This window comes from Pseudomonas sp. MSSRFD41, from assembly GCF_014230245.1.
In the GTDB taxonomy this organism is placed as follows: domain Bacteria; phylum Pseudomonadota; class Gammaproteobacteria; order Pseudomonadales; family Pseudomonadaceae; genus Aquipseudomonas; species Aquipseudomonas piscis.
This window is the reverse complement of record NZ_JACKZK010000002.1, coordinates 448,345-466,884: the sequence shown is the minus strand read 5'-3', so window position 1 is coordinate 466,884 and position 18,540 is coordinate 448,345. Positions and strand designations below refer to the sequence as shown.

Annotated in this window: 18 protein-coding genes; 7 read left to right on the top strand and 11 right to left on the bottom strand. The window is 65.3% G+C overall.

Translation table 11 applies throughout. The features are described 5' to 3' along the window. Positions 1-735 carry a tetratricopeptide repeat protein gene (locus H7A76_RS05745; protein WP_185697604.1) on the top strand — a complete coding sequence of 245 codons (735 nt, stop codon included), beginning with the start codon at positions 1-3 and terminating at the stop codon, positions 733-735. A 2-nt stretch (positions 736-737) separates the two neighbouring features. Further along, positions 738-1,004, top strand: coding sequence for a DUF3613 domain-containing protein (locus tag H7A76_RS05740; RefSeq protein ID WP_185697603.1), 267 nt, complete (start codon positions 738-740; stop codon positions 1,002-1,004). A gap of 40 nt (positions 1,005-1,044) precedes the next feature. Here H7A76_RS05740 and H7A76_RS05735 read toward each other — a convergent pair whose 3' ends face one another. Together H7A76_RS05735 and H7A76_RS05730 are read right to left on the bottom strand one after the other, a co-directional pair. After that, positions 1,045-1,827, bottom strand: coding sequence for a response regulator transcription factor (locus tag H7A76_RS05735; protein ID WP_185697602.1), 783 nt, complete (start codon positions 1,825-1,827; stop codon positions 1,045-1,047). A 123-nt stretch (positions 1,828-1,950) separates the two neighbouring features. Then, positions 1,951-2,418, bottom strand: a complete 468-nt coding sequence (locus tag H7A76_RS05730) for a prepilin peptidase (protein ID WP_185697601.1) — start codon at positions 2,416-2,418, stop codon at positions 1,951-1,953. A 74-nt stretch (positions 2,419-2,492) separates the two neighbouring features. On the opposite strand from H7A76_RS05730, the gene H7A76_RS05725 reads away from it, so the two are divergent. After that, positions 2,493-2,930, top strand: a complete 438-nt coding sequence (locus H7A76_RS05725) for a TadE/TadG family type IV pilus assembly protein (protein WP_185697600.1) — start codon at positions 2,493-2,495, stop codon at positions 2,928-2,930. Further along, positions 2,927-5,692: an ATP-binding protein gene (locus H7A76_RS05720; protein ID WP_185697599.1), complete on the top strand. Its 2,766-nt coding sequence runs from the start codon at positions 2,927-2,929 to the stop codon at positions 5,690-5,692. The genes H7A76_RS05725 and H7A76_RS05720 overlap by 4 nt, the downstream gene beginning before the upstream one ends. Here H7A76_RS05720 and H7A76_RS05715 read toward each other — a convergent pair. The 5 genes from H7A76_RS05715 to H7A76_RS05695 all read right to left on the bottom strand — a co-directional run bounded on the left by H7A76_RS05715 (position 5,677) and on the right by H7A76_RS05695 (position 10,109). Beyond that, positions 5,677-7,674 carry a pilus assembly protein TadG-related protein gene (locus H7A76_RS05715; RefSeq protein ID WP_185697598.1) on the bottom strand — a complete coding sequence of 666 codons (1,998 nt, stop codon included), beginning with the start codon at positions 7,672-7,674 and terminating at the stop codon, positions 5,677-5,679. The genes H7A76_RS05720 and H7A76_RS05715 overlap by 16 nt on opposite strands. Positions 7,675-7,829: 155 nt before the next feature. Then, on the bottom strand, positions 7,830-8,387 hold the full coding sequence (locus tag H7A76_RS05710) for a DUF4136 domain-containing protein (RefSeq protein WP_185697597.1): 558 nt from the start codon (positions 8,385-8,387) through the stop codon (positions 7,830-7,832). A gap of 32 nt (positions 8,388-8,419) precedes the next feature. Then, positions 8,420-9,046, bottom strand: a complete 627-nt coding sequence (locus H7A76_RS05705) for a DUF4136 domain-containing protein (RefSeq protein WP_185697596.1) — start codon at positions 9,044-9,046, stop codon at positions 8,420-8,422. 11 nt (positions 9,047-9,057) lie between these two features. Next, positions 9,058-9,807, bottom strand: a complete 750-nt coding sequence (locus tag H7A76_RS05700) for a methyltransferase (RefSeq protein WP_185697595.1) — start codon at positions 9,805-9,807, stop codon at positions 9,058-9,060. Next, positions 9,804-10,109: a MazG-like family protein gene (locus H7A76_RS05695; protein WP_185697594.1), complete on the bottom strand. Its 306-nt coding sequence runs from the start codon at positions 10,107-10,109 to the stop codon at positions 9,804-9,806. Before H7A76_RS05695 ends, H7A76_RS05700 begins: the two co-directional genes overlap by 4 nt. A 189-nt stretch (positions 10,110-10,298) precedes the next feature. Between H7A76_RS05695 and H7A76_RS05690 the strand changes: the two genes are divergently transcribed. Beyond that, positions 10,299-10,592 (top strand): hypothetical protein, encoded by a 294-nt coding sequence (locus H7A76_RS05690; RefSeq protein ID WP_085595360.1) that lies wholly within the window; start codon positions 10,299-10,301, stop codon positions 10,590-10,592. A gap of 70 nt (positions 10,593-10,662) precedes the next feature. Next, a complete protein-coding gene (locus H7A76_RS05685; RefSeq protein ID WP_185697593.1) occupies positions 10,663-12,009 on the top strand; it encodes an MATE family efflux transporter in 1,347 nt (448 codons plus the stop codon). 97 nt (positions 12,010-12,106) lie between these two features. Here the strand turns inward: H7A76_RS05685 and speA are convergent, their stop codons facing one another. The 4 genes from speA to H7A76_RS05665 all read right to left on the bottom strand — a co-directional run bounded on the left by speA (position 12,107) and on the right by H7A76_RS05665 (position 16,419). Then, the gene (gene speA, locus H7A76_RS05680; RefSeq protein ID WP_185697592.1) at positions 12,107-14,020 is read right to left on the bottom strand and encodes an arginine decarboxylase; all 1,914 of its coding nucleotides are present in this window, start codon (positions 14,018-14,020) and stop codon (positions 12,107-12,109) included. A gap of 222 nt (positions 14,021-14,242) precedes the next feature. After that, the gene (locus H7A76_RS05675; RefSeq protein ID WP_185697591.1) at positions 14,243-14,614 is read right to left on the bottom strand and encodes a translation initiation factor Sui1; all 372 of its coding nucleotides are present in this window, start codon (positions 14,612-14,614) and stop codon (positions 14,243-14,245) included. A 197-nt stretch (positions 14,615-14,811) separates the two neighbouring features. Continuing rightward, a complete protein-coding gene (locus H7A76_RS05670) occupies positions 14,812-15,348 on the bottom strand; it encodes an NUDIX hydrolase (protein ID WP_022642067.1) in 537 nt (178 codons plus the stop codon). Positions 15,349-15,351: 3 nt separating this feature from the next. Continuing rightward, entirely contained in the window at positions 15,352-16,419 is a 1,068-nt protein-coding gene (locus tag H7A76_RS05665; RefSeq protein ID WP_185697590.1) for a DUF2333 family protein, read from the bottom strand. A 291-nt stretch (positions 16,420-16,710) separates the two neighbouring features. Between H7A76_RS05665 and H7A76_RS05660 the strand changes: the two genes are divergently transcribed. Beyond that, a complete protein-coding gene (locus H7A76_RS05660; RefSeq protein ID WP_185697589.1) occupies positions 16,711-18,381 on the top strand; it encodes a PleD family two-component system response regulator in 1,671 nt (556 codons plus the stop codon). Positions 18,382-18,540 lie beyond the last annotated feature (159 nt).

Here is an 18,540-nt window from a genome sequence, read left to right as displayed (position 1 = left end):
ATGAAACCACTGATCGCCATCACCTGCCTGGCACTGCTCGGCGGTTGCGCCAGCCACGGCCCGGCGCCCTGGGCGGCCCTGACCGGTTCCAGCAGTTGCGCCAAGCTCAGTTCCGAACAGGAGCTGACGGTGAACCTGGCCGACGACATGGCCAACGACGGCAAGCTGTATGCCAGCCTGGCCAACCTGCAGAGCCTGCCGGACAACCTGGCCGAGGTCCGGGTGCGCAAGGCCCGGGTCTATCGTTTGCTGGGCCGCAGCGAAGCCGAGCCGCTGTATCGCAGCCTGCTGGGGTCATGCCTGGCGGCCGAAGGCGAACACGGCCTGGGCCAGCTGGCCGCCGCCCGGGGCGATAACGGCCAGGCCCAGGCCCACCTGCAACGGGCTGCCAGCCTGGCGCCGACCAACGAGAAGATCCGCAACGACCTGGGGGTGGTCTACCTCAATCAGCTGCGGCTCGAGGACGCCCGCTTCGAGTTCCTGACCGCCATCGAGCTCCAGCAGTCCGATCCCTTGGCGGCCATCAACCTGGTGACCCTGTTGCTCTACCAGGACAACTGGCAGCAGGCCTCGCAAGTGGTCAGCCGCGCTCGCCTGAACCCACAGCAGTTCGCCCAGGCCCAGGCCCGCGCCGAAGAACTCAAGACCTCCGGAAAACCTGTCGCCAAGGTGACCCAGGTGGCCAGTGGCGCGGCCAGCCTGCAACCCGACGCCACATCCGCCAAGGAGCGCTGAAGATGAAACTGTCCATGCTCTGCTGTCCCGTGCTACTGGTCCTGCCCCTGGCGGCCCAGGCCATCGACCCCGGCCCGGCCTCGCCCCAGCAGCAGGAAACCGAAGGCTGGCTGTTGCTGCAAAGCCGTAACCTGGAGGCCTCGCCACAGCCACAGGCCGCCACCGCCCGCGAACAGGAACTGGCGCTGCAACGCTGGCTGAAGAAATACCAGTACGAAATCCCGGACTTCTACGATCCGGATGCCGGCGGGAAGATCGATACCAAGTAGCTGGCAAGGCATCGCCTGGCGCCGCACAGGCGCCAGGCGATCAGTGCTCGGTGACGCGCTGGCGCAGCCCCGAATTGCTCGGCGACAGGGCAAGGGCCAATTGCGTGCGGTTGTGCATGTGGGTCAGGCGCAAGACCTGGGAAACGTAGAGCTTGACGGTGTTCTCGGTGATACCCAGCTCGCAGGCGATCTGGTAGTTGGTCTGGCCCTTGCCCACCAGGCGGGCCACGTCCAGCTGGCGGGGCGAGAGCTGGTGGAAGATCGTCGGAATCTCGACGGCATCGGCATCGGCCCCTGGCTCACCTTGGGTTCCAGGGTCGGCGGGGCTGCGACGGACCTTGTCCAGGTCCTGGTAGAGGTCGTCGATGGACTCCGAAAGAAACTGCAGCTTCTGGTTCAGCTGCCCCAGGTGCAGGTTGTTCTGTCGCTCCTGCAAGGCGGCCTCCTGGCGCCGCAAGCCCTCGAGCAGCTCCGCCAGGTCGATGGGTTTCTGGTAATAGTCGGCCACCCCTACCCGCAGGGCCTTGATCACATCCTGCTTGTCGGATTGGCCAGTGAGCATGATGGCCTCGAACACCCGGTGCTTGCCGGCGATGCGTTGCAGTTCCTGCACCAGTTCGATGCCGTCCAGGTCGGGCATGTGCAGGTCGAACAGCACCAGGGCGATCTCCGGATCCCTGGCGAAGCTGTCCACCGCATCCCGACTGGACTGGCAAGGCACGCAGCGATAGCCGCTGCCTTCCAGGAACTCGCAGAGTTCCTCGACGATCAGGGGTTGATCGTCCACCACCAGCACTTTCATCTGTGAAGTGAGCTTGTTCACGTGTGACTCCGTGCGGGCCCGGCACCGGCCGGCCACTCCTGTGTGCCTCGCATGATCCAGGCCGCTGAACTAGAACCTAGACCTACTTTCCGACTATGTACATAGCGTTAAACGGCCCGGCGACTAATGGACCACCATCACAGTTAAGACCATTCCAGCCAGGACAAAAGGCGCGAAGGGATATTTTTTTGACGGCCGTGCAGGTTCCTCCCGGACAGGTAGGCCAAGTGCCTGTCTGGCCAACCTGCAAAGCCGGACAGACAACCACCAGAGCCCGCTGCATAGCCCGGCGCCGATGAACGCGCCCAGCAAATGCTGGAGATCGGAGGCCAGGCCCAGGGCCGCCATGAGTTTCACATCCGCCGCCCCCATCTTGCCCACGGCATAACCGGGCAAGGTCAGCGCCAGGGCCACCACCAGGGCCCAGCCCCCTTCGGCGAGCGGTGCTCCCAGCCAGGTGCTGCCGGCCCACGCCAGGTACAGCGCCGCCAGCAGCGCAGCACCCAGGGTCAGGATATTGGCGATCCGCCGTTGGCGCAGGTCCTGCAACGCACAGAGTGCCAACCAGCTCCACAAAACCAAGAAATGCATCGGCCAGAACAGTCCCTTTCGGCGGTTTGATCCTATGCTCAATGGACATAGTGGTTGTCAGGGTAGACGCACTCATGAAACCGGGCCTCCCTAGAAAACAAAAAGGCGCTGCGGCAATCGAGTTCGCGGCGGTTTTCGTGATTTTTTTCGCGGTGTTCTACGGCCTGGTCAGCTACAGCGTGCCGCTGTTGATGATGCAATCCTTCCACCAGGCCACCGCCGAGGCCCTGCGCCAGGCCGTCAAGGTCGACCCCAACACCCCCAACTACGCCACCACGGTGCAAAACCTTGCCCTCGGCGTGATACAGGCCCAGACCGGGTGGATTCCGTCGGCCTTCAACTTCGGCGCCAACGACTACAGCGCGACCTACAGCGGCGGCGTACTGACTGTCAGCGTGAACTATCCCATCAGCAAGCTGAACCAGGTAATGCCCCAGGTAGTACTGCCGCTGATCGGCCCGGTGCCCAGCCTGCCCAGCAGCCTGTCCGTCACATCGAGCCTGCAATTTTGAGTCCTGGCGACAAGCTTTTCGGGCGTTTCCTCGGCCGCCCGCCAGCGGCCAGCGACCTTGCGCCAGAGCCCCCCACCCAGAACAGCGGCTTGCTGCTGGTCCTCGATGCGTCAGCAAGGGTGCTCAGCATCGCCGGGCCTTTGCGCCATGCCCTGGCACAGCTGCCGCCCGGGGCCGACCCGCTCCGACTGGTCGACTACGTGGTGCCCGCCAGCACCCAGGCCCTCGAAGGCGGTCCCGCCGACTGGAGCGGCCAGGTACTGGACTTGCAATTTCGCGGGCTCGCCGGCCAGGTCCTGTACCTGCGTGGCTGGGTCCAGCAGCAAGGCGCAAACTGGCATCTGCAATTACTGGACATCGGCGACCTGATGCAGCAACGCCAACAGGCCCTGTGCCGCGAGCGCAGCCAGATCTTCGCCGCCCAGAGCAGTGAACAGATCCGCCAATGCAGCCTGGTGCGCCTGCCGGAAGTACTGCACGACCTGCTCGCCGACCTGGCCCATGCCTGGCGTATCCCCTGCCTGGGCCTGGCCTTGCTGGACGAGCAGGAACAAGGCTGGGTGCTCCACAGTTGCTACCACGCCCACGACGCCCCGCGCCTGTGGCAGGACGGCCAGCCCCTGGGCAGCGGCCTGGACAGCCTGAGCGGCAACACGCCCCTGCGCCTGAACCAGGTCCAGGGGCTGAACGAACACCCGCGCCTGCAAGGCATCTTCGCCCACCGCGAAGGCTGGCTGGTGCCCTACCGCGATGACCATGGCGTAGCCGCGTGGCTGCTGTGCGGCGGCTATGCGGTCCAGCGCCAGGCGCCGGAGTTGCTCGAGCGCGACTGGCTGATGCTCACCGCGGCCCTGGCCGGACCACTGCTCGGGCGCCTGCGCGAACACCGCCATCATTTGCAGATGGAGCGCCTGGATGCCCTGCAGGGGTTGCTGGGTGCCGGCTGGTGGGAACTGTTCCCGGCCACCGCCGAAGTGCAACTGGCCAGCCAACTGGCCGCCAGCCTGCACCTGGCCGAGGACCATGGCCGCCTGGGCCTCGAGGCCTGGCTGGAGCTGTTCCACCCGGCCGATCGCGCCGAACTGAGCAGCCGCCTGCAAGCGTTGCAGCTGGGCAAGCCATTGCTGCTCAGCGTACGCCTGCACCATGGCGATCCCGCCGGCGCGCCACTCTGGTATCGCCTCCAGGGCCAGGTCCTGGGTCGGGGAGAGAACCAGCGGCTGGTGGGTTTCATGCTGGACATCAGCGACATCAAGAACCAGCAGCAACAGGCCGCGGCGGCCCACGCCCGGCTGGACAACCTGATCGCCAGCTCGCCGGCGGTGATCTACGTCCAGCGTTATGTCGAAGGCGCGCTGCAACCCAGCTTCTTCAGCGCCAGCCTGCAACCATTGCTGGGCTGGGGCCTGGAGGACTGCAACGACGGCAAGCTGGTGGAACGGGTCCACCCCGAAGACCGCGACCTGTACTTCCAGCGCTGCCGGCAGTTGCTGCGTGAAGGCAACGTGCATGCCCGCTACCGCCTGCAAGACAATCGGGGCACCTATCATTGGGTGCTGGACGAGGCCCGGCTGCTGCGCGACGACCTGGGCCTGCCGGTGGAAGCCGTGGGCCTGTGGCTGGACGTTACCGAGGCGACCCTGGCCGCCGAGCAGGTCCGCCAGAGCGAGGAGCGCTACCGGATCCTGGTGGAGGACTCGCCGGCGATGATCTGCCGCTACCGCCCCGACCTGACCCTGACCTTCGGCAACCGGCCCCTGGCGGCCTACCTGGAATGCGCCGCCCAGGACCTGCCGGGCAACAACCTGGGGCAGTGGCTGTCCACCGAGCAGCGCGAGGGCTTCGAGCGTCGGATCAGGCTGTTGAGCCCGGAATACCCCGTGAGTACCGCCGAGATCAACTTGCAGTTGCCAGGCCGCGAGCATGCCTGGTGGGTGTGGTCCGATCGCGGGGTGTTCGACGACCAGGGCCAGTTGCTGGAGATCCAGGCCGTGGGCCGCGACAACACCGAGGTCCGGCGCTCGCAACAGCAACTGACGCAAAGCGCGAAGATGGCCACCCTCGGCGAAATGGCCACCGGCCTCGCCCATGAGATCAACCAGCCGCTGAACGTGATGCGCATGGCCATCGTCAACGTGCTCAAGCGCCTGGGTAACGGCGACGTGCAAATCGACTACCTGACCGACAAGCTCAACCGCATCGACGCCCAGGTCCAGCGCGCGGCGCGGGTGGTGGATCACATGCGGGTGTTCGGCCGGCGCTCGGAGGTGGAACAACAGCCCTTCAACCCGTCCCAGGCCATCGAAGGCACGCTGTCGCTGCTGGCCGAAGGCATGCGCGGCAAGGGCCTGGAGCTGCGGATCAGCGAGCTGGGTTTCGCGGTCCAGGTCATGGGGTTCGTCGACCAGCTGGAGCAGGTGCTGATCAACCTCTTGGTCAACGCCCGGGACGCGCTGCTGGCCAAGCGCCAGGCCCAGGGCGACTTCAAGCCGTGGATCTCGGTGCATGGCCAGCGCGACGAGCAGTGGGTGCGGTTGTGGGTCGAGGACAACGGCGGCGGCATCGACCCGCGCTTGCTGGAGCGGATCTTCGAACCCTTCTTCACCACCAAGCCGGTGGGCGTGGGCACCGGGCTGGGCTTGTCGGTGAGCTACGGGATCATCGAGAACATGGGCGGACGCCTGAGCGTGACCAACGGCCCGGACGGCGCGCGCTTCTGCATCGAGCTGCCGATAGTCCCGGCCGATCAGATCACCAGGTAGGCCTTGCCGGTCTGGCCACAGGTCAGGTTGGCGCCGACCTCGACATCCATGAGGTTGACCCCCAGTCCCGACAACAGGTTGTTCAGCAAGGGGTCGAGCAGTGGGCCCAGGAGCCCGGTGATCACTGGCGTCAGCAGGTTGGTGACGCCACTGATGGCCGACGCCAACCCCGTGACTATGGATCCCAGCGGATTACCATTGACCGGTTTGTAGACCACCAGGTTGATGCCTGCCAGGGTCCCGGCCAGGCTGCCGACCACGTTGCTGGTGGGCGCCGCCGTCTGGTAGCTCGGGGGCTGGTTGACGTTGGGCGGCACCGGATAGGGCGAGGCCGAGCTGGAGTACACCAGGTCCTGGTCGGTCCGCCCCACTTGGGAGTCGACCATGATCGCGATCCCGCCGCCGGCATAGTGCACCACCGGATCGCAATACCCCGGCAGCACCAGCAGCTGATAACAGGTGCGGATGCCCAGGTCCACCAGGGGCAGCGGTGTCACCGTGGGCTCGGCGGAAGAAGAAAAGGCATTGCTGGGATCTATCTTGCCGACCTTGAGGTCGGCCAGGGAGCTGGTGGTGTGCACGCTCAAGCTCTTGGTCCCGCTGTTGCCGTTGACCGGACAGCTGTAGTCGGTGACATAGGCGACCGCCCCACCGGCATCCAGGCTCAGGTCGATCTCCGATGACGGCGCCAGGTCGGGATACAACTGCTGGCATCCCGCCCCCAGCAGGCACAGGGCCGAGCCCAGCGTCTGCACCAGGTTCAGGCTCAACAGGCCGTTGAGTACCGGCGTCAGCGGCGCCACCAGGTTACCCACCGCGGCACTCAAGCCCGAGACCAGCGGCAGCGACAGATTGGCCCGTATCAGGGTCCGCACTTGGGCGGTACGGACGTAGATCCGGTTGGGTCCGGTGGGGTCGGCCTTGGCCAGGGCCGGATTACCGACAGCCGACAGTTGCGGGGGTTCGATGACCTTGGTCTGCACGGTGATGTTGGCCAGCCCCAGGACGTTGATCGGCACTGTCGCGGCCACCGCGCTGTTGCTGTTGGATAGCTGGATAAAGGCCTGCAGCAGCTGGAACAGCTGCACACTGGCATTGAGCGCCGTGCTCGGCAGGCCGGTCTGCAGCTTGAGGATATCCCCCAGCTTCAGCGGCGCGGCGTTGAGCGCGGCGATCTGCAGGTTGCCCAGGGCGGTGAGGATGTCGGCCGTGGCGCCGTTGGCCTGGACCACGGTGATCGCCGCCTGGATCAGCTTGGTCAGGGTGGTGGTGGTATTGAGCAACTGGGTGTAGTTGCCTGCCGCCACATTGAGATTGATCGCCAGCTGGTCGAGGAAGCTCAAAAGGTTGATGTTGGTATTGAGCAAGCCGTTCCAGCCCACGGCCGTGAGGTTCAGGCTGCCGCCCAGCAAGCCGCCCACCAGTGGATTGAGAATGCTCGACTGCGCGGTGCTGACCGTGCCCAGGGTACTGCGGATGCTCAACTGCGCCACCGGTGGCATCGGTGCCGCGGCCACTGCCGTGGCACTGAGCTGGGTGGTGAGATTGACCGGGCCCGGAGTGAACAGCGCGGCGATTCCTCCAGCCACGCTGATGGGCACGGTGTTGCTGACGATCACCCGTACCGCCACCGCCTGCGTGGGATCGACGGTGAAACTGCGCAGGCCATTGGCGCCGGTGACCAGGGTGCCGCAGGTAGCGGCCAGGGTACTGCCGGTGGCGGGAGTGAAGCCGTTGCGGGTGGCGTTCTGGTTGGCATAGGCGGCCGCCGTCAGGCCGGCCTGGCAAGTGCCTCCGCGGCTGACCGCCTCCAGTGCCGCGTTATCGGCGACCCGTTGCAGCTTGCGTTGCTCCAGGTACAACCGGCCGCTATCGACCACCAGCAGCATGAACACCAACGCCAGGCCGAACGTGACCGCCGCCATCAGGCCGATGGCGCCACGCTGGCGGGCAGGACCGGAAAACCGCTTGAGGGGAGACATCGAGGCACTCCTTTACCGACATTCAGCCCAGGGGCTGCCTCCATCGATGCCAAGCAGTGTAGTCAAGCTCCGCCGCCAGCGCTGGCAAGGTGCCAGCCCGGCGGACTGACGGCGCAGCGCCCCGGCGCCCGGATCGGCGCCAGGGCGCCCTGGGTCTAGCGGGGTGGGTAGTTCTGCAGGATGCGCGTCACCGTGGCACGCACTGCCGAGGCCCGGTCGGCGGGATTGGGCGAGCTGCTGAGCAACTGCTCGTCGCTGCCGCGCCATACCAGCTTGCCGTCCTTGCCATCGAGCAGGTCGACCTGGATGGTCGCCACCTTGTAGGTGATGTTGCGGGTCTCGTTGTACACAGGTCCGCCCCAGTAGCCATTCCACGGGCCGCCCCATCCGCCGCCGTAGTTGGTGGTGACCTGCTGCTGGCGATCCTCGACGATCAGGTAGGCCTGGACATCCAGGTCAGCCCGGGCGCCCCCACGAGCCGGACGCAGGCCGCGCTGGTCCAGTTGCTCGGCCACCGCCTGGCGGATGCGCTGCTCGGTGAGATCGCTCCTGATCCGCGGATCATCGGGACGGTACTGCAGCGCGGGTTCCTTCCAGCTCCAACTGCGATAGGCGCCAAAATCCCTGCTGGCGTCGAAGTCATGGTTCACCTGGTTGGCGGCACAGGCGCTGAGCAAGGCGGCACAGGCCAGTAATGCGATGCGATGGGACATGTCGTTTCTCCGCTTGAAGTCAGGACACCGGCCTAGCTCGGAGGATAGGCCGCCATGGCCTTCTGCACCGCTTCGCGCAGTGCATCGGCGCGCTCGCCCAAGGTGCCTTTGCTGCTGGTCTCGGCACTGGCGCTCCATACCGGCTGGCCATTGCCGGCGTCGTACAAGTCGACCCTGACCACCACCACTTCCACTTCGTAGGTACGCACCACCGGTACGCTGCCATACATGCCGTAGCCCGGTCCGTAGCGGTGATAACGATCATAGCGATCGTAGCCGCCATAACCGCCATAGCCGTAGTCCTCCTGGACCTGGCGCAGGCGTTTTTCCAGGCGCAGGTCGGCGCTGACCCACAGGTCGGCCGGACGGTTGTCCTGCAATGGGCGCAGGCCTCGCTGGTCCAGGGCGCCACTGACCGCCTCGGCGACCTGCGCCGAATCGGCCCAGGCCGAACCATTGGGCAGGCGGCCGTTGAGCCAGGCCCAGCTACGGTAGCGTCCGTAGTCCCGGGGCGCCGCCGGATAGGCGCTGCGGTCGAAGGTCGTGGCCGCCTGCGGTGGCGCCGGTGGCAGCGGCCTGGAACTGGCGACATAGGGATTGCTGCCTTGGCAGGCGGCAAGGGCCGAACACAAAAACAACAGACCCAGGCGGCGTTTCATCGAGTACTCCGTCAAACCGGCCGGCACAGCCAATGCAGATAACGTCCAAGCCCGGCGAAACTTGGGTGTCGGCGATGAGCCAGCTCCATCTCCAGCAGATCCGTCAGCTCGGCACGGGACTGGAACTCCACGGGCATATAGTCGTGAAATACCCGCACCCCGCTTTGGGTTTCGACTCGCCACTTGCCATCAAGTTGCGCCGCCAGCTCGCGAGGATCAAGCGGTTGTTGCGGGGTCAGGCTCTGTTTCTCTCCCGCCATGTCGTTCTTGCGCAACTTGCGAAAATGCCCCTTGAGCAGGTTGCGATAGACCAGCGCGTCGCGGTTGTAGAACGCCAGGGACAGCCAGCCATCGGCGGCGGTCAGCTGGTGCAGCACCGGCAGGATCGAATGGGGTTCGGCCAGCCACTCCAGCACCGCATGGCACAGCACCAGGTCGTAGGACTCGGTCAGTTGCCCCAGCAGGTCCTGCCAGGGCGCCTGGATGAAGGTGGCCTGCTGGCCGGCCTCGGCGAACCGCTGACGGGCCCCTGCGAGCATCGGTGCGGCCGGCTCGGCCAGGGTCACCTGGTGCCCGTGCTGGGCCAGCCACAGGGACATGTGGCCCAGGCCGGCGCCGATATCCAGTACCCGCAACGGCCGCTCAGGCAAGGCTTCCTTGAGGTCCGCCTGGAGCACCGCCAGGCGGATCGCGCCCTTGGCGCCACCATAGATCTTCTCGGCGAAGCGTGTGGCCAGCTGGTCGAAGTGCCGATCGCTCATGAACAGAACCGCCGTTCGCTGTCCGCCAGCTTGCTGCGCACCACCTGGTCCATGTCCAGCCCCAGTTCGCTGCACAACAGCAGCAGGTAGAGGACGATATCGCCGACTTCCTGCCCGGCATGGGCCAGCTTGTCCGCCGGCAACTGGCGCGACTGGTCCTCGGTCAGCCACTGGAAGATCTCCACCAGTTCAGCCATCTCGACGCTGGCGGCCATGGCCAGGTTCTTCGGGCTGTGGAATGGCCGCCAGTCGTTGTGGTCGCGAATGGCATGCAGGCGTTGGGTGAGTTGCTCTAGGTTCATCGGGGTCTCCTGAAGGCCTATAGCTTCCGGGGGTTGGGCAGCGGACGCAAGAGCGCTTTCACCCGCCCGCGTGCTGCTCCAGAATGCGCACCACCGGCCAGCTTCTATGCTGATGGGGAACTCACCGCCAGCGTTGGCGGCCCAAGCATGAGCTCGGCTGACGCGCCCCTCTCTGATCAGGAAATGCACATGCAGGTAGAAAGCTTCTTCGAATGGCTCGGCCAGGCCATCGGCTCGGCCATCCGCTTCATCGTCGATCTGCTGGGCGGGTTGTTCAATACCTTGACCCATGCCGGCGGCAACTTCGTCGATGGCCTGGCCCGGGCGCTGGGCATGGACACCTCGATCGTCAGCATCATCGGCCTGATCATCGGCCTGATGTTCCTCTACTGGGCGATCCGCGCCTTCATGCGCGCCTCGATCCTGCTGGGCATCATCTGGCTGGTGCTCGGCCTCTGGCTGCTGAGCTGGATCATCCATTGACCCCGGCGGTGCCGGGCCTCGGCGCCAACAGGCTGCGCGGCTACAATGCCGGCTCACGCAAGGAGCCCGCATGTCCCCCCTGATCACCGATTGGCGTCATCACCCCACCCATCGTCGCGTCTGGGCCCTGGCCGCGCCGATGATCCTGTCGAACATTTCCGTACCCCTGGTGGCCCTGGTGGACAGCACCGTGGTGGGCCACCTGCCCCACGCCCATCAACTGGGCGCAGTGGCCGTGGGCGCCAGCCTCTATACCTTCCTCGCCTGGGCCATGGGCTTCTTGCGCATGGGCTCCACCGGGTTCGCCGCCCAGGCCGCCGGTCGCTGCGACGGCGCGGCGCTACGGCAGATCCTGCTCCAGGGCTTGTTGCTGGCGCTGGGCCTGGCCCTGCTGCTGGGAATCATCGGCGTGCCCCTCAGCGGTGCCGCCCTGCACCTGATGCAACCCTCGGCGGACCTGGACCAGATGACCCGGGCCTTCTTCCATACGCGCCTGCTGGGCCTGCCCGCGGCCCTGGCCAGCTTCGCCCTGGTGGGCTGGTTCCTCGGCACCCAGAACGCCCGGGCACCGCTGGCCATCCTGCTCAGCACCAACCTGGTGAACATCGCCCTGAACCTGTGGTTCGTCCTTGGCCTGGAATGGGGCGTGGTGGGTTCGGCCCGGGCCTCGGTGCTCGCCGAATGGACCGGGGCGCTGGTGGGCCTGGCCATGACCCGCCCGGCCCTGCGAGCCTATCCGGGGCAGATCGCCTGGGCGGCCCTGCGCCGCTGGCAGAACTGGCGCCCGCTGCTGGCGGTCAACCGCGACATCTTCATCCGCAGCCTGGCCCTGCAGTCGGTGTTCTTCCTGATCACCGTGCAAGGCGCCCGCCTGGGGGACGCCACGGTGGCGGCCAATGCCCTGCTGCTCAATGGCCTGCTGCTTACGGCCCATGCCCTGGATGGCCTGGCCCATGCGGTGGAGGCCCTGTGCGGCCACGCCATCGGTGCGCGCGACCATCGGGCCCTGCGCCGCTCGCTGGTGGTCGCCGGAGGCTGGTCACTGCTGGCGAGCCTGGGCTTCACGGTGTTGTTCCTCTTGGCCGGGCATCTGTTCATCGAGATGCAGACCGACATTGCCGACGTGCGCCAGACGGCCTTCACCTACCTGCCCTACCTTGCCGTACTGCCGCTGATCGCGGTCTGGAGCTACCTGCTGGACGGGCTGTTCATCGGTGCGACCCGGGCCCGGGAAATGCGCAACGGCATGCTGCTCACCGTGCTCCTGCTGCTGCCTTGCGCCTGGGCCTTGCAGGGCCTGGGCAATCACGGCCTGTGGCTGAGCTTCCTGCTGTTCATGCTATTGCGCAGCCTGACCCTGGGTGTCTTCGCCTGGCGCCTGGAGCGCAGCGGTGGCTGGTTCGCCAGGGCCCATTGAGCACAGCTTGTGCCGGAAATGAAAAAACGCCGTTTCCCCCACTGGGGAAACGGCGTTTGGCCTTGGCCCGCAGGCACCGCCAGGGGTGCCCGAAGCGTCAGGACGACAGGTAGGACGAGCGGGTCAAGCCCAGGCGCAGGGCGTCCAGGAACTGGGTGCGCTCGGCGGCGCTGATCCTGGCGCTGGCCACCTTGTCGCGGTAGTGGGTCATCAGCTCTTCGGGCGACAGGTGCACGTAGCGCAGCATGTCCTCGATGGTGTCGTGGGTCTCGATGCCGGCGTGGTACACGCTGCCGTTGGCCCGCTGGTAGATGTTCACCGAGTCGGTGTCGCCGAACAGGTTGTGCATGTCACCGAGGATTTCTTGGTAGGCGCCCACCAGGAAGATCCCCAGCAGGTAGTCCTCGCCCTCGTTGACCGAATGCACCGGCAGGCTGGTCTCGATGCTCTGCTCGTCGACGTACTGCTTGATCTTGCCATCGGAGTCGCAGGTCAGGTCTTGCAGCACCGCGCGGCGCAGCGGTTCTTCGTCCAGACGGTGCAGCGGCAGGATCGGCAGCACCTGGCCGATGGCCCAGGTGTCCGGCAGGCTCTGGAACACCGAGAAGTTGCAGATGTACTTGTCGGCAAGCTTGTCGTTGAGCTCGTCCAGCACCTGGCGATGAGAGCGCTGGCGGGCCTTGAGCGAATTATGCAGGCGCCGGCACACGGCGAAGTAGCACTGCTCGGCCAGGGCTTTCTCGGCCAGGGTCAGCTTGCCATCGGCGTATTGCGCGGCCACGTCGCTCATGTAGTGGGTGGCACGCCAGTAGGTCTCGGTGACCATCTCGATGTCGGTCGGGCCCAGCAGGTCCACCAGCCACTGCACGGTTTCCGGCAGCTCGTCCTTGTTCTCGATGACCGGCACGTCGTCGTTGTGCTTCTCGACGTCGGTCACCTGCACCACCAGCATGGCGTGGTGCGCGGTCAGGGAACGACCGCTCTCGGAGAAGATGTTCGGATGCGGCAGGCTCTGCGCGTCGCAGAACTCCTTGAGCATGCCCACCACCACGCCGGCGTAGTCGTCCATGTCGTAGTTGATCGAACTGGCGTTGCGCGAATGGGTACCGTCGTAGTCCACGCCCAGGCCGCCGCCGACGTCGATGTGGTCCACCGGCAAGCCGAGGTTGCGCAACTCGCCGTAGTAGCGGATGGCTTCCTTGAAGCCGTGCTGGTAGTCGGCCAGGTTGGCGATCTGCGACCCCATGTGGAAGTGCAGCAGGCGGATGCCCTGGTCCAGGCCCGCATCGCGGAAGCGCTCCACTACCGCCAGCAGTTGCGCCGCCGACAGGCCGAACTTGGATTTCTCGCCACCGGTGTCGGCCCACTTGCTCGAGGCCAGGGACGACAGGCGTACCCGCAGGCCGACCTGCGGCTTGACCTTGAGCGACGCCGCTTCCTCGATCACCAGGCCCACTTCGGACTCTTTCTCGATGACGATGAACACGTTGTGGCCCAGTTTCTGGCCCATCAGCGCCAGGCGGATGAACTCGCGGTCCTTGTAGCCGTTGCAGACGATGGTGCCGCCCTTGGGTGCCAGGGCCAGGACCGCCAGCAGCTCGGGCTTGGAGCCGGCTTCCAGGCCGATGGAGACGTTCTGGGTGGCGATGATGTTCTCGATCACCGCTTCCTGCTGGTTGACCTTGATCGGGTACAGGGCGGTGTACTTGCTCTGGTATTCCAGGCGCGCGATGTTGGCATCGAAGGCGCCGGTGAGCTGGCGCACGCGATCCTGGAGGATATCCGGGAAACGCACCAGCAAGGGCAGGGACAAGCCACTCTTGCGCAGCTGCGCGACCTGTTCGAACAGATCGATGGGCAAGCTGCCCGGACCGTTGGGGCGAACTTCGACGCGACCGGCGTCATTGATCGCGAAATATCCGGCCCCCCAATGGCGAATCCCATAAACACTGCGGCTGTCCGCAACTGTCCATTGGCTGCCATCGTCTTTACGTGTGCGTCGTACGGACATCGAAGTCCCCTATAAAGAAGTCATAGAGCGCCGCCCCGATCCAGGGCCGACGCAGTCTAAAGAATGAAAATGACGATTAGCCTGCACGCGCAATAGACCACGCCTGCAGGGCCGAGTTTAGAAACCGTTCATGAACAGGCTCTGTGAAAACCATGGAGACGACGCCGGCATCCCGAGCCAATCAGGACAGCGTCCAGTCAGAGGTGGTTTTCACAGAGGCTGCTAGCCGCCGGACTTCTTCGCCGTGAAACCGCGCTTGACCAGTTCCGCCAAGAGTAGCTCGACGTGGTCGCCCTGGATCTCGATCACGCCCTCTTTCAAGGCGCCACCGGTACCACAGCGCTTCTTCAACGCCGCGGCCAGTTCCTTGAGTGCGTCCTGGGCCAGGGGCACGCCGGTGATGGTGGTCACCGTCTTGCCACCACGACCCTTGCTTTCGCGACGCACGCGAGCAATGCCGTCGCCGGCTGGAATCACGCTTTGTTTGCAGATACAGGCGGCCACCGGCTGGCTACAGTCCGGGCAATGTCGACCTGCGTCGGTGGAAAACACCAGGCCGCCAAGGGCGGCGAAGGATGCGGCTTTTTTGGCCACCGGCAATCCTCTTGGGAGGACAAAGACTGGTCGGGGCACATGGCGGTGTCGCCGACCGCGAAGCCCCACTCAGGCAGGGGCAGCGCTACTGGGCCAGGTCCCTTGCGAGGAAAGCGCTGGCTCAGCTTGAAAAGGCGCGCAGTGTAACGGCAAAAAGCCGACTTGCTAAGAGCCAATCGGCGTCAATTTATGCAACTTTAACGACGTCGCGCCAGATAGCGCTGCAAGGCGGCCAGGGAGTCCGGGCAATAGGGCTTCTCGTGGATTTCCCGCAGCACCTGGTCCAGGGGCAGGAAGCGTGCCTCCAGCACTTCCTCGGGCTGCAAACGCAGCGGTCCGTCCCATACGGCGGAGAAAGCCGAGCACCACAGGCGGTTGTCGGTGTCCTCGAAGAAGAAGTGGTCGTGGGCGACCAGCTCGACCCCGCTCACCCCCAGTTCCTCTTCCAGTTCACGGGCCGCCGACTCGGCATAGCTCTCAGTGGCGAGGACCATGCCACCGGCGGCGACATCCCAGTAACCCGGATAGATGGCCTTGCTCAGGGTGCGCCGGTGCACGCATAGCTCACCGGCGGAGTTGAACAGCATGATGTAGGTCCCACGGCCGATCAGGCCCCGCTCGCGCAGCTCCGAACGGGCCATGGCCCCCAGCAGCTGGTCCTCGCCATCGACCCAGGCGATCTGTTCGGCATCGGAGGCGGCGCGGTGGGCCGCCTCATTGGTGGTCGCGACCATGGATCAGCCCTGGTTGAGCAGTTGGCGCAAGTCGATGACTGCAGCGTTGGCGCGGGAAATGTAGTTGGCCATGACCAGGGAGTGGTTGGCCAGCACGCCGAAGCCGTTACCGTTGAGGATCATCGGGCTCCAGACAGTCTCCTGGGAGGCCTCCAGTTCGCGGATGATCTGGCGCACGCTGACGGTAGCGTTCTTCTTGGCCAGCACATCGGCGAAGTCCACTTCGATCGCGCGCAGCAGGTGCGACAGCGCCCAGGCCTGGCCACGCGCCTCGTAGAACACGTTGTCGATCTGCATCCATGGGGTTTCTTCGATTTCCTCGCCCACCTGCGGAACCTGACCCGGAGCCGGGACTTCGGTCTTCAGCGCGGTGTTGAGCTTGACCCGGCCGACGCTGGCCGACAGCCGCTGGGACAGCGAACCCAGGCGGGTGCCCACGTCACCCAGCCAGTTGTTGAGGTTGTCGGCCCGGGCATAGAACTGCGCGGTCTTCTGGTTCGGGTCCGACAGCCGCGCCTGGTAGCGGCTCAGGGAATTGATGCCTTCCAGGTATTCCGACTCGCTGGAGGGCAGGATCCAGCTCTTGTTGTCGAAGTTGAAGCGTGGCTCGGCCTTGGCCAGGTCGGCGTCCTCGGCGGACTGCGACTGGGACCGGGCGAAATCCTTGCGCAGGGCGCGGGTCAGGTCGCGGACCTGGACCAGGACCCCATATTCCCAGCTGGGCATGTTGTCCAGCCAGATGCCCGGTGGAAAGCGATCATTGGAGATATAGCCGCCCGGCTTGTCGAGCAGGGTGCCGACCACGGTCTTGAGGGTTTCCACGGTGGTGTAGCCCACCACCATCTGCCGGCCTTCCTTCTCGGCGGCCAGCTGGGCGTTCTGCTGGACCGGGAACAGCGCCGGTTCCTGGCTCCAGTACCAGCCCAGGGCACCGGTGACCAGCAGGTACAGGCCCAGCAAGGTCGCCAGGGCGCGACTGAACAGCAGGCTACCGAAGTAGCTGCGAGTCGCCGACTTGGGTTGGGCGGCCCGTTCCGGCGCGCTGTCTGCGCGGTTCTTCCAATCCAGCATGGCTATATCCTTTCAATCACTTGGGTTCATCATCGATTCGACCACAACCCTGCTCCATCGTGCCTCGCCCTGGCGGGATAAATCTTCAGGCAAACGCGCGCCGCACAACGATTGCGTATCGGGCGACCACTATAAATGAAGCACAGTCCGCAGCCTATGCGAGCAATCGCTGGCGAACCCGGCCGAGTCGCCTAGCACATTATTGACGTACGACACTCATGTGAGACAAAAGTGGTGCTAGCATAGAGCCACCAGTCGATCTCAGCATGCACCCTAACTAGTAGTCAGGATATGACCGAGCCAGAAGACCCCAGCCGTGAGCGCCTCAAGCACCACTTTGCCCAGCGGGTAATTCATCAGGCACGGCAGATCCTCGAGATCTGGCAGCGGCTGCAGCGCAGCGAGTGGTCGTCCACCGACATGTCCGAACTCTGCGAAGCCAACCTGCGCCTGCTGCGTTTCGCCGAACGCTTCGAGCAACCCGAGCACACCCAGCTGGCCCGCAGCATCAGCCAGTCGCTGGAAGCGGTGGATGCCAACCGCGGCCGCCTGAGCAGCCACCTGATCACCGAACTCAACCGCCTGATGCAGCGCCTCTCGCGTACCGGCTTGCGCCATGGCGACCAGCTGGAGCAGACCTTCCTGCCGCCGCTGCGCAAGCCGATCTACGTGATGCTGCAGGATCACGACCGGGCCGAACGCCTGGCCAAGCAGCTGGAGTTCTTCGGCCTCAGCGCCCACCCCCTGGACAGCATCGCCGCGTTTCGTTCGTCCATGGTCGAGCGCCTGCCAGCGGCCATCGTCATCGACGTGGACTTCTGCGGCCCCGGCATGGGCCTGACCCTGGCCGCCGAAGCCCAGGTGGGCCTGGAGCAGAAGCTGCCGCTGCTGTTCTTCAGCCTGCACGAAACCGACACCCCGACCCGCCTGGCCGCCGTGCGCGCCGGTGGCCAGGAGTTCCTCACCGGCACCCTGGAAGCCTCCAGCCTGCTGGAAAAGATCGAGGTGCTGACCTGCGTCGCCCAGTACGAGCCCTACAAAGTGCTGATCATCGACGATTCGCGGGCCCAGGCCCTGCACACCGAGCGCCTGCTCAACAGCGCCGGGATCGTCACCCGCACCCTGATCGAGCCGATCCAGGCCATGGCCGAGCTGGCGGATTTCCAACCCGACCTGATCATCCTCGACATGTACATGCCGGCCTGCACCGGTACCGAGCTGGCCAAGGTGATCCGCCACAACGACCGCTACGTCAGCGTGCCGATCATCTACCTGTCCGCCGAGGACGACCTGGACAAGCAACTGGACGCCATGAGCGAGGGCGGCGACGACTTCCTCACCAAGCCCATCAAGCCGCGCCACCTGATCACCACGGTGCGCAACCGCGCGGCCCGGGCGCGCAACCTCAAGGCGCGAATGGTCCGCGACAGCCTGACCGGCCTGTACAACCACACCCATATCCTGCAACTGCTGGAAGACTGCTGCTTCCGCGCCCGCCGCGAGAACAAGCCGCTGAGCTTCGCCATGCTGGACATCGACCACTTCAAGCGGGTCAACGACAGCCACGGCCACCCCATGGGCGACCGGGTGATCAAGAGCCTGGCGCTGTTCCTCAAGCAGCGCCTGCGCAAGACCGACTTCATCGGTCGCTACGGCGGCGAGGAGTTCGCCATCGTCATGCCCGATACCGACCAGGACGCGGCATGCCAGGTGCTGGACGAAATCCGCCAGCGCTTCGCCGAGATCCATTACCCGGCCCAACCCCAGGACCTGTGGTGCACCTTCAGCGCCGGAGTGGTGCAAATGCAGGAAGACTCCGACAGCCTGATGATGGCCAGCCAGGCGGACGAGGCCCTGTACCGGGCCAAGCACAGCGGCCGCAACCGGGTGCAGAGCGCCCGGCAATCAAGTCAAAGTGCCATCTTTTCATCCGAATCCACCGATTCGGTCATAACCTTGTAATACAACCGCAATAAATTCAGGCGCTTGCCATTCAAGTCGTTGGTAGAGCCCCGATGCGCCTGAAGTTGCTGACCAATCTCAACACCCTTCTATTAGTTGCCGTGTGCGTGGCCCTGGGGGCGACGCTGTGGTGGTCGCAGCGCGCCCTGGAACGCCCCT

Excerpts from the sequence above, each read along its gene's own strand:
- H7A76_RS05745 (WP_185697604.1), top strand. The coding sequence starts at position 1 with ATGAAACCACTGATCGCCATCACCTGCCTGGCACTGCTCGGCGGTTGC.
- H7A76_RS05670 (WP_022642067.1), bottom strand. The coding sequence starts at position 15,348 with ATGGTCGCGACCACCAATGAGGCGGCCCACCGCGCCGCCTCCGATGCC.
- H7A76_RS05705 (WP_185697596.1), bottom strand. The coding sequence starts at position 9,046 with ATGAAACGCCGCCTGGGTCTGTTGTTTTTGTGTTCGGCCCTTGCCGCC.
- H7A76_RS05690 (WP_085595360.1), top strand. The coding sequence starts at position 10,299 with ATGCAGGTAGAAAGCTTCTTCGAATGGCTCGGCCAGGCCATCGGCTCG.
- H7A76_RS05710 (WP_185697597.1), bottom strand. The coding sequence starts at position 8,387 with ATGTCCCATCGCATCGCATTACTGGCCTGTGCCGCCTTGCTCAGCGCC.
- H7A76_RS05660 (WP_185697589.1), top strand. The coding sequence starts at position 16,711 with ATGACCGAGCCAGAAGACCCCAGCCGTGAGCGCCTCAAGCACCACTTT.
- H7A76_RS05685 (WP_185697593.1), top strand. The coding sequence starts at position 10,663 with ATGTCCCCCCTGATCACCGATTGGCGTCATCACCCCACCCATCGTCGC.
- H7A76_RS05700 (WP_185697595.1), bottom strand. The coding sequence starts at position 9,807 with ATGAGCGATCGGCACTTCGACCAGCTGGCCACACGCTTCGCCGAGAAG.
- speA (WP_185697592.1), bottom strand. The coding sequence starts at position 14,020 with ATGTCCGTACGACGCACACGTAAAGACGATGGCAGCCAATGGACAGTT.
- H7A76_RS05715 (WP_185697598.1), bottom strand. The coding sequence starts at position 7,674 with ATGTCTCCCCTCAAGCGGTTTTCCGGTCCTGCCCGCCAGCGTGGCGCC.
- H7A76_RS05730 (WP_185697601.1), bottom strand. The coding sequence starts at position 2,418 with ATGCATTTCTTGGTTTTGTGGAGCTGGTTGGCACTCTGTGCGTTGCAG.
- H7A76_RS05695 (WP_185697594.1), bottom strand. The coding sequence starts at position 10,109 with ATGAACCTAGAGCAACTCACCCAACGCCTGCATGCCATTCGCGACCAC.
- H7A76_RS05725 (WP_185697600.1), top strand. The coding sequence starts at position 2,493 with ATGAAACCGGGCCTCCCTAGAAAACAAAAAGGCGCTGCGGCAATCGAG.
- H7A76_RS05740 (WP_185697603.1), top strand. The coding sequence starts at position 738 with ATGAAACTGTCCATGCTCTGCTGTCCCGTGCTACTGGTCCTGCCCCTG.
- H7A76_RS05665 (WP_185697590.1), bottom strand. The coding sequence starts at position 16,419 with ATGCTGGATTGGAAGAACCGCGCAGACAGCGCGCCGGAACGGGCCGCC.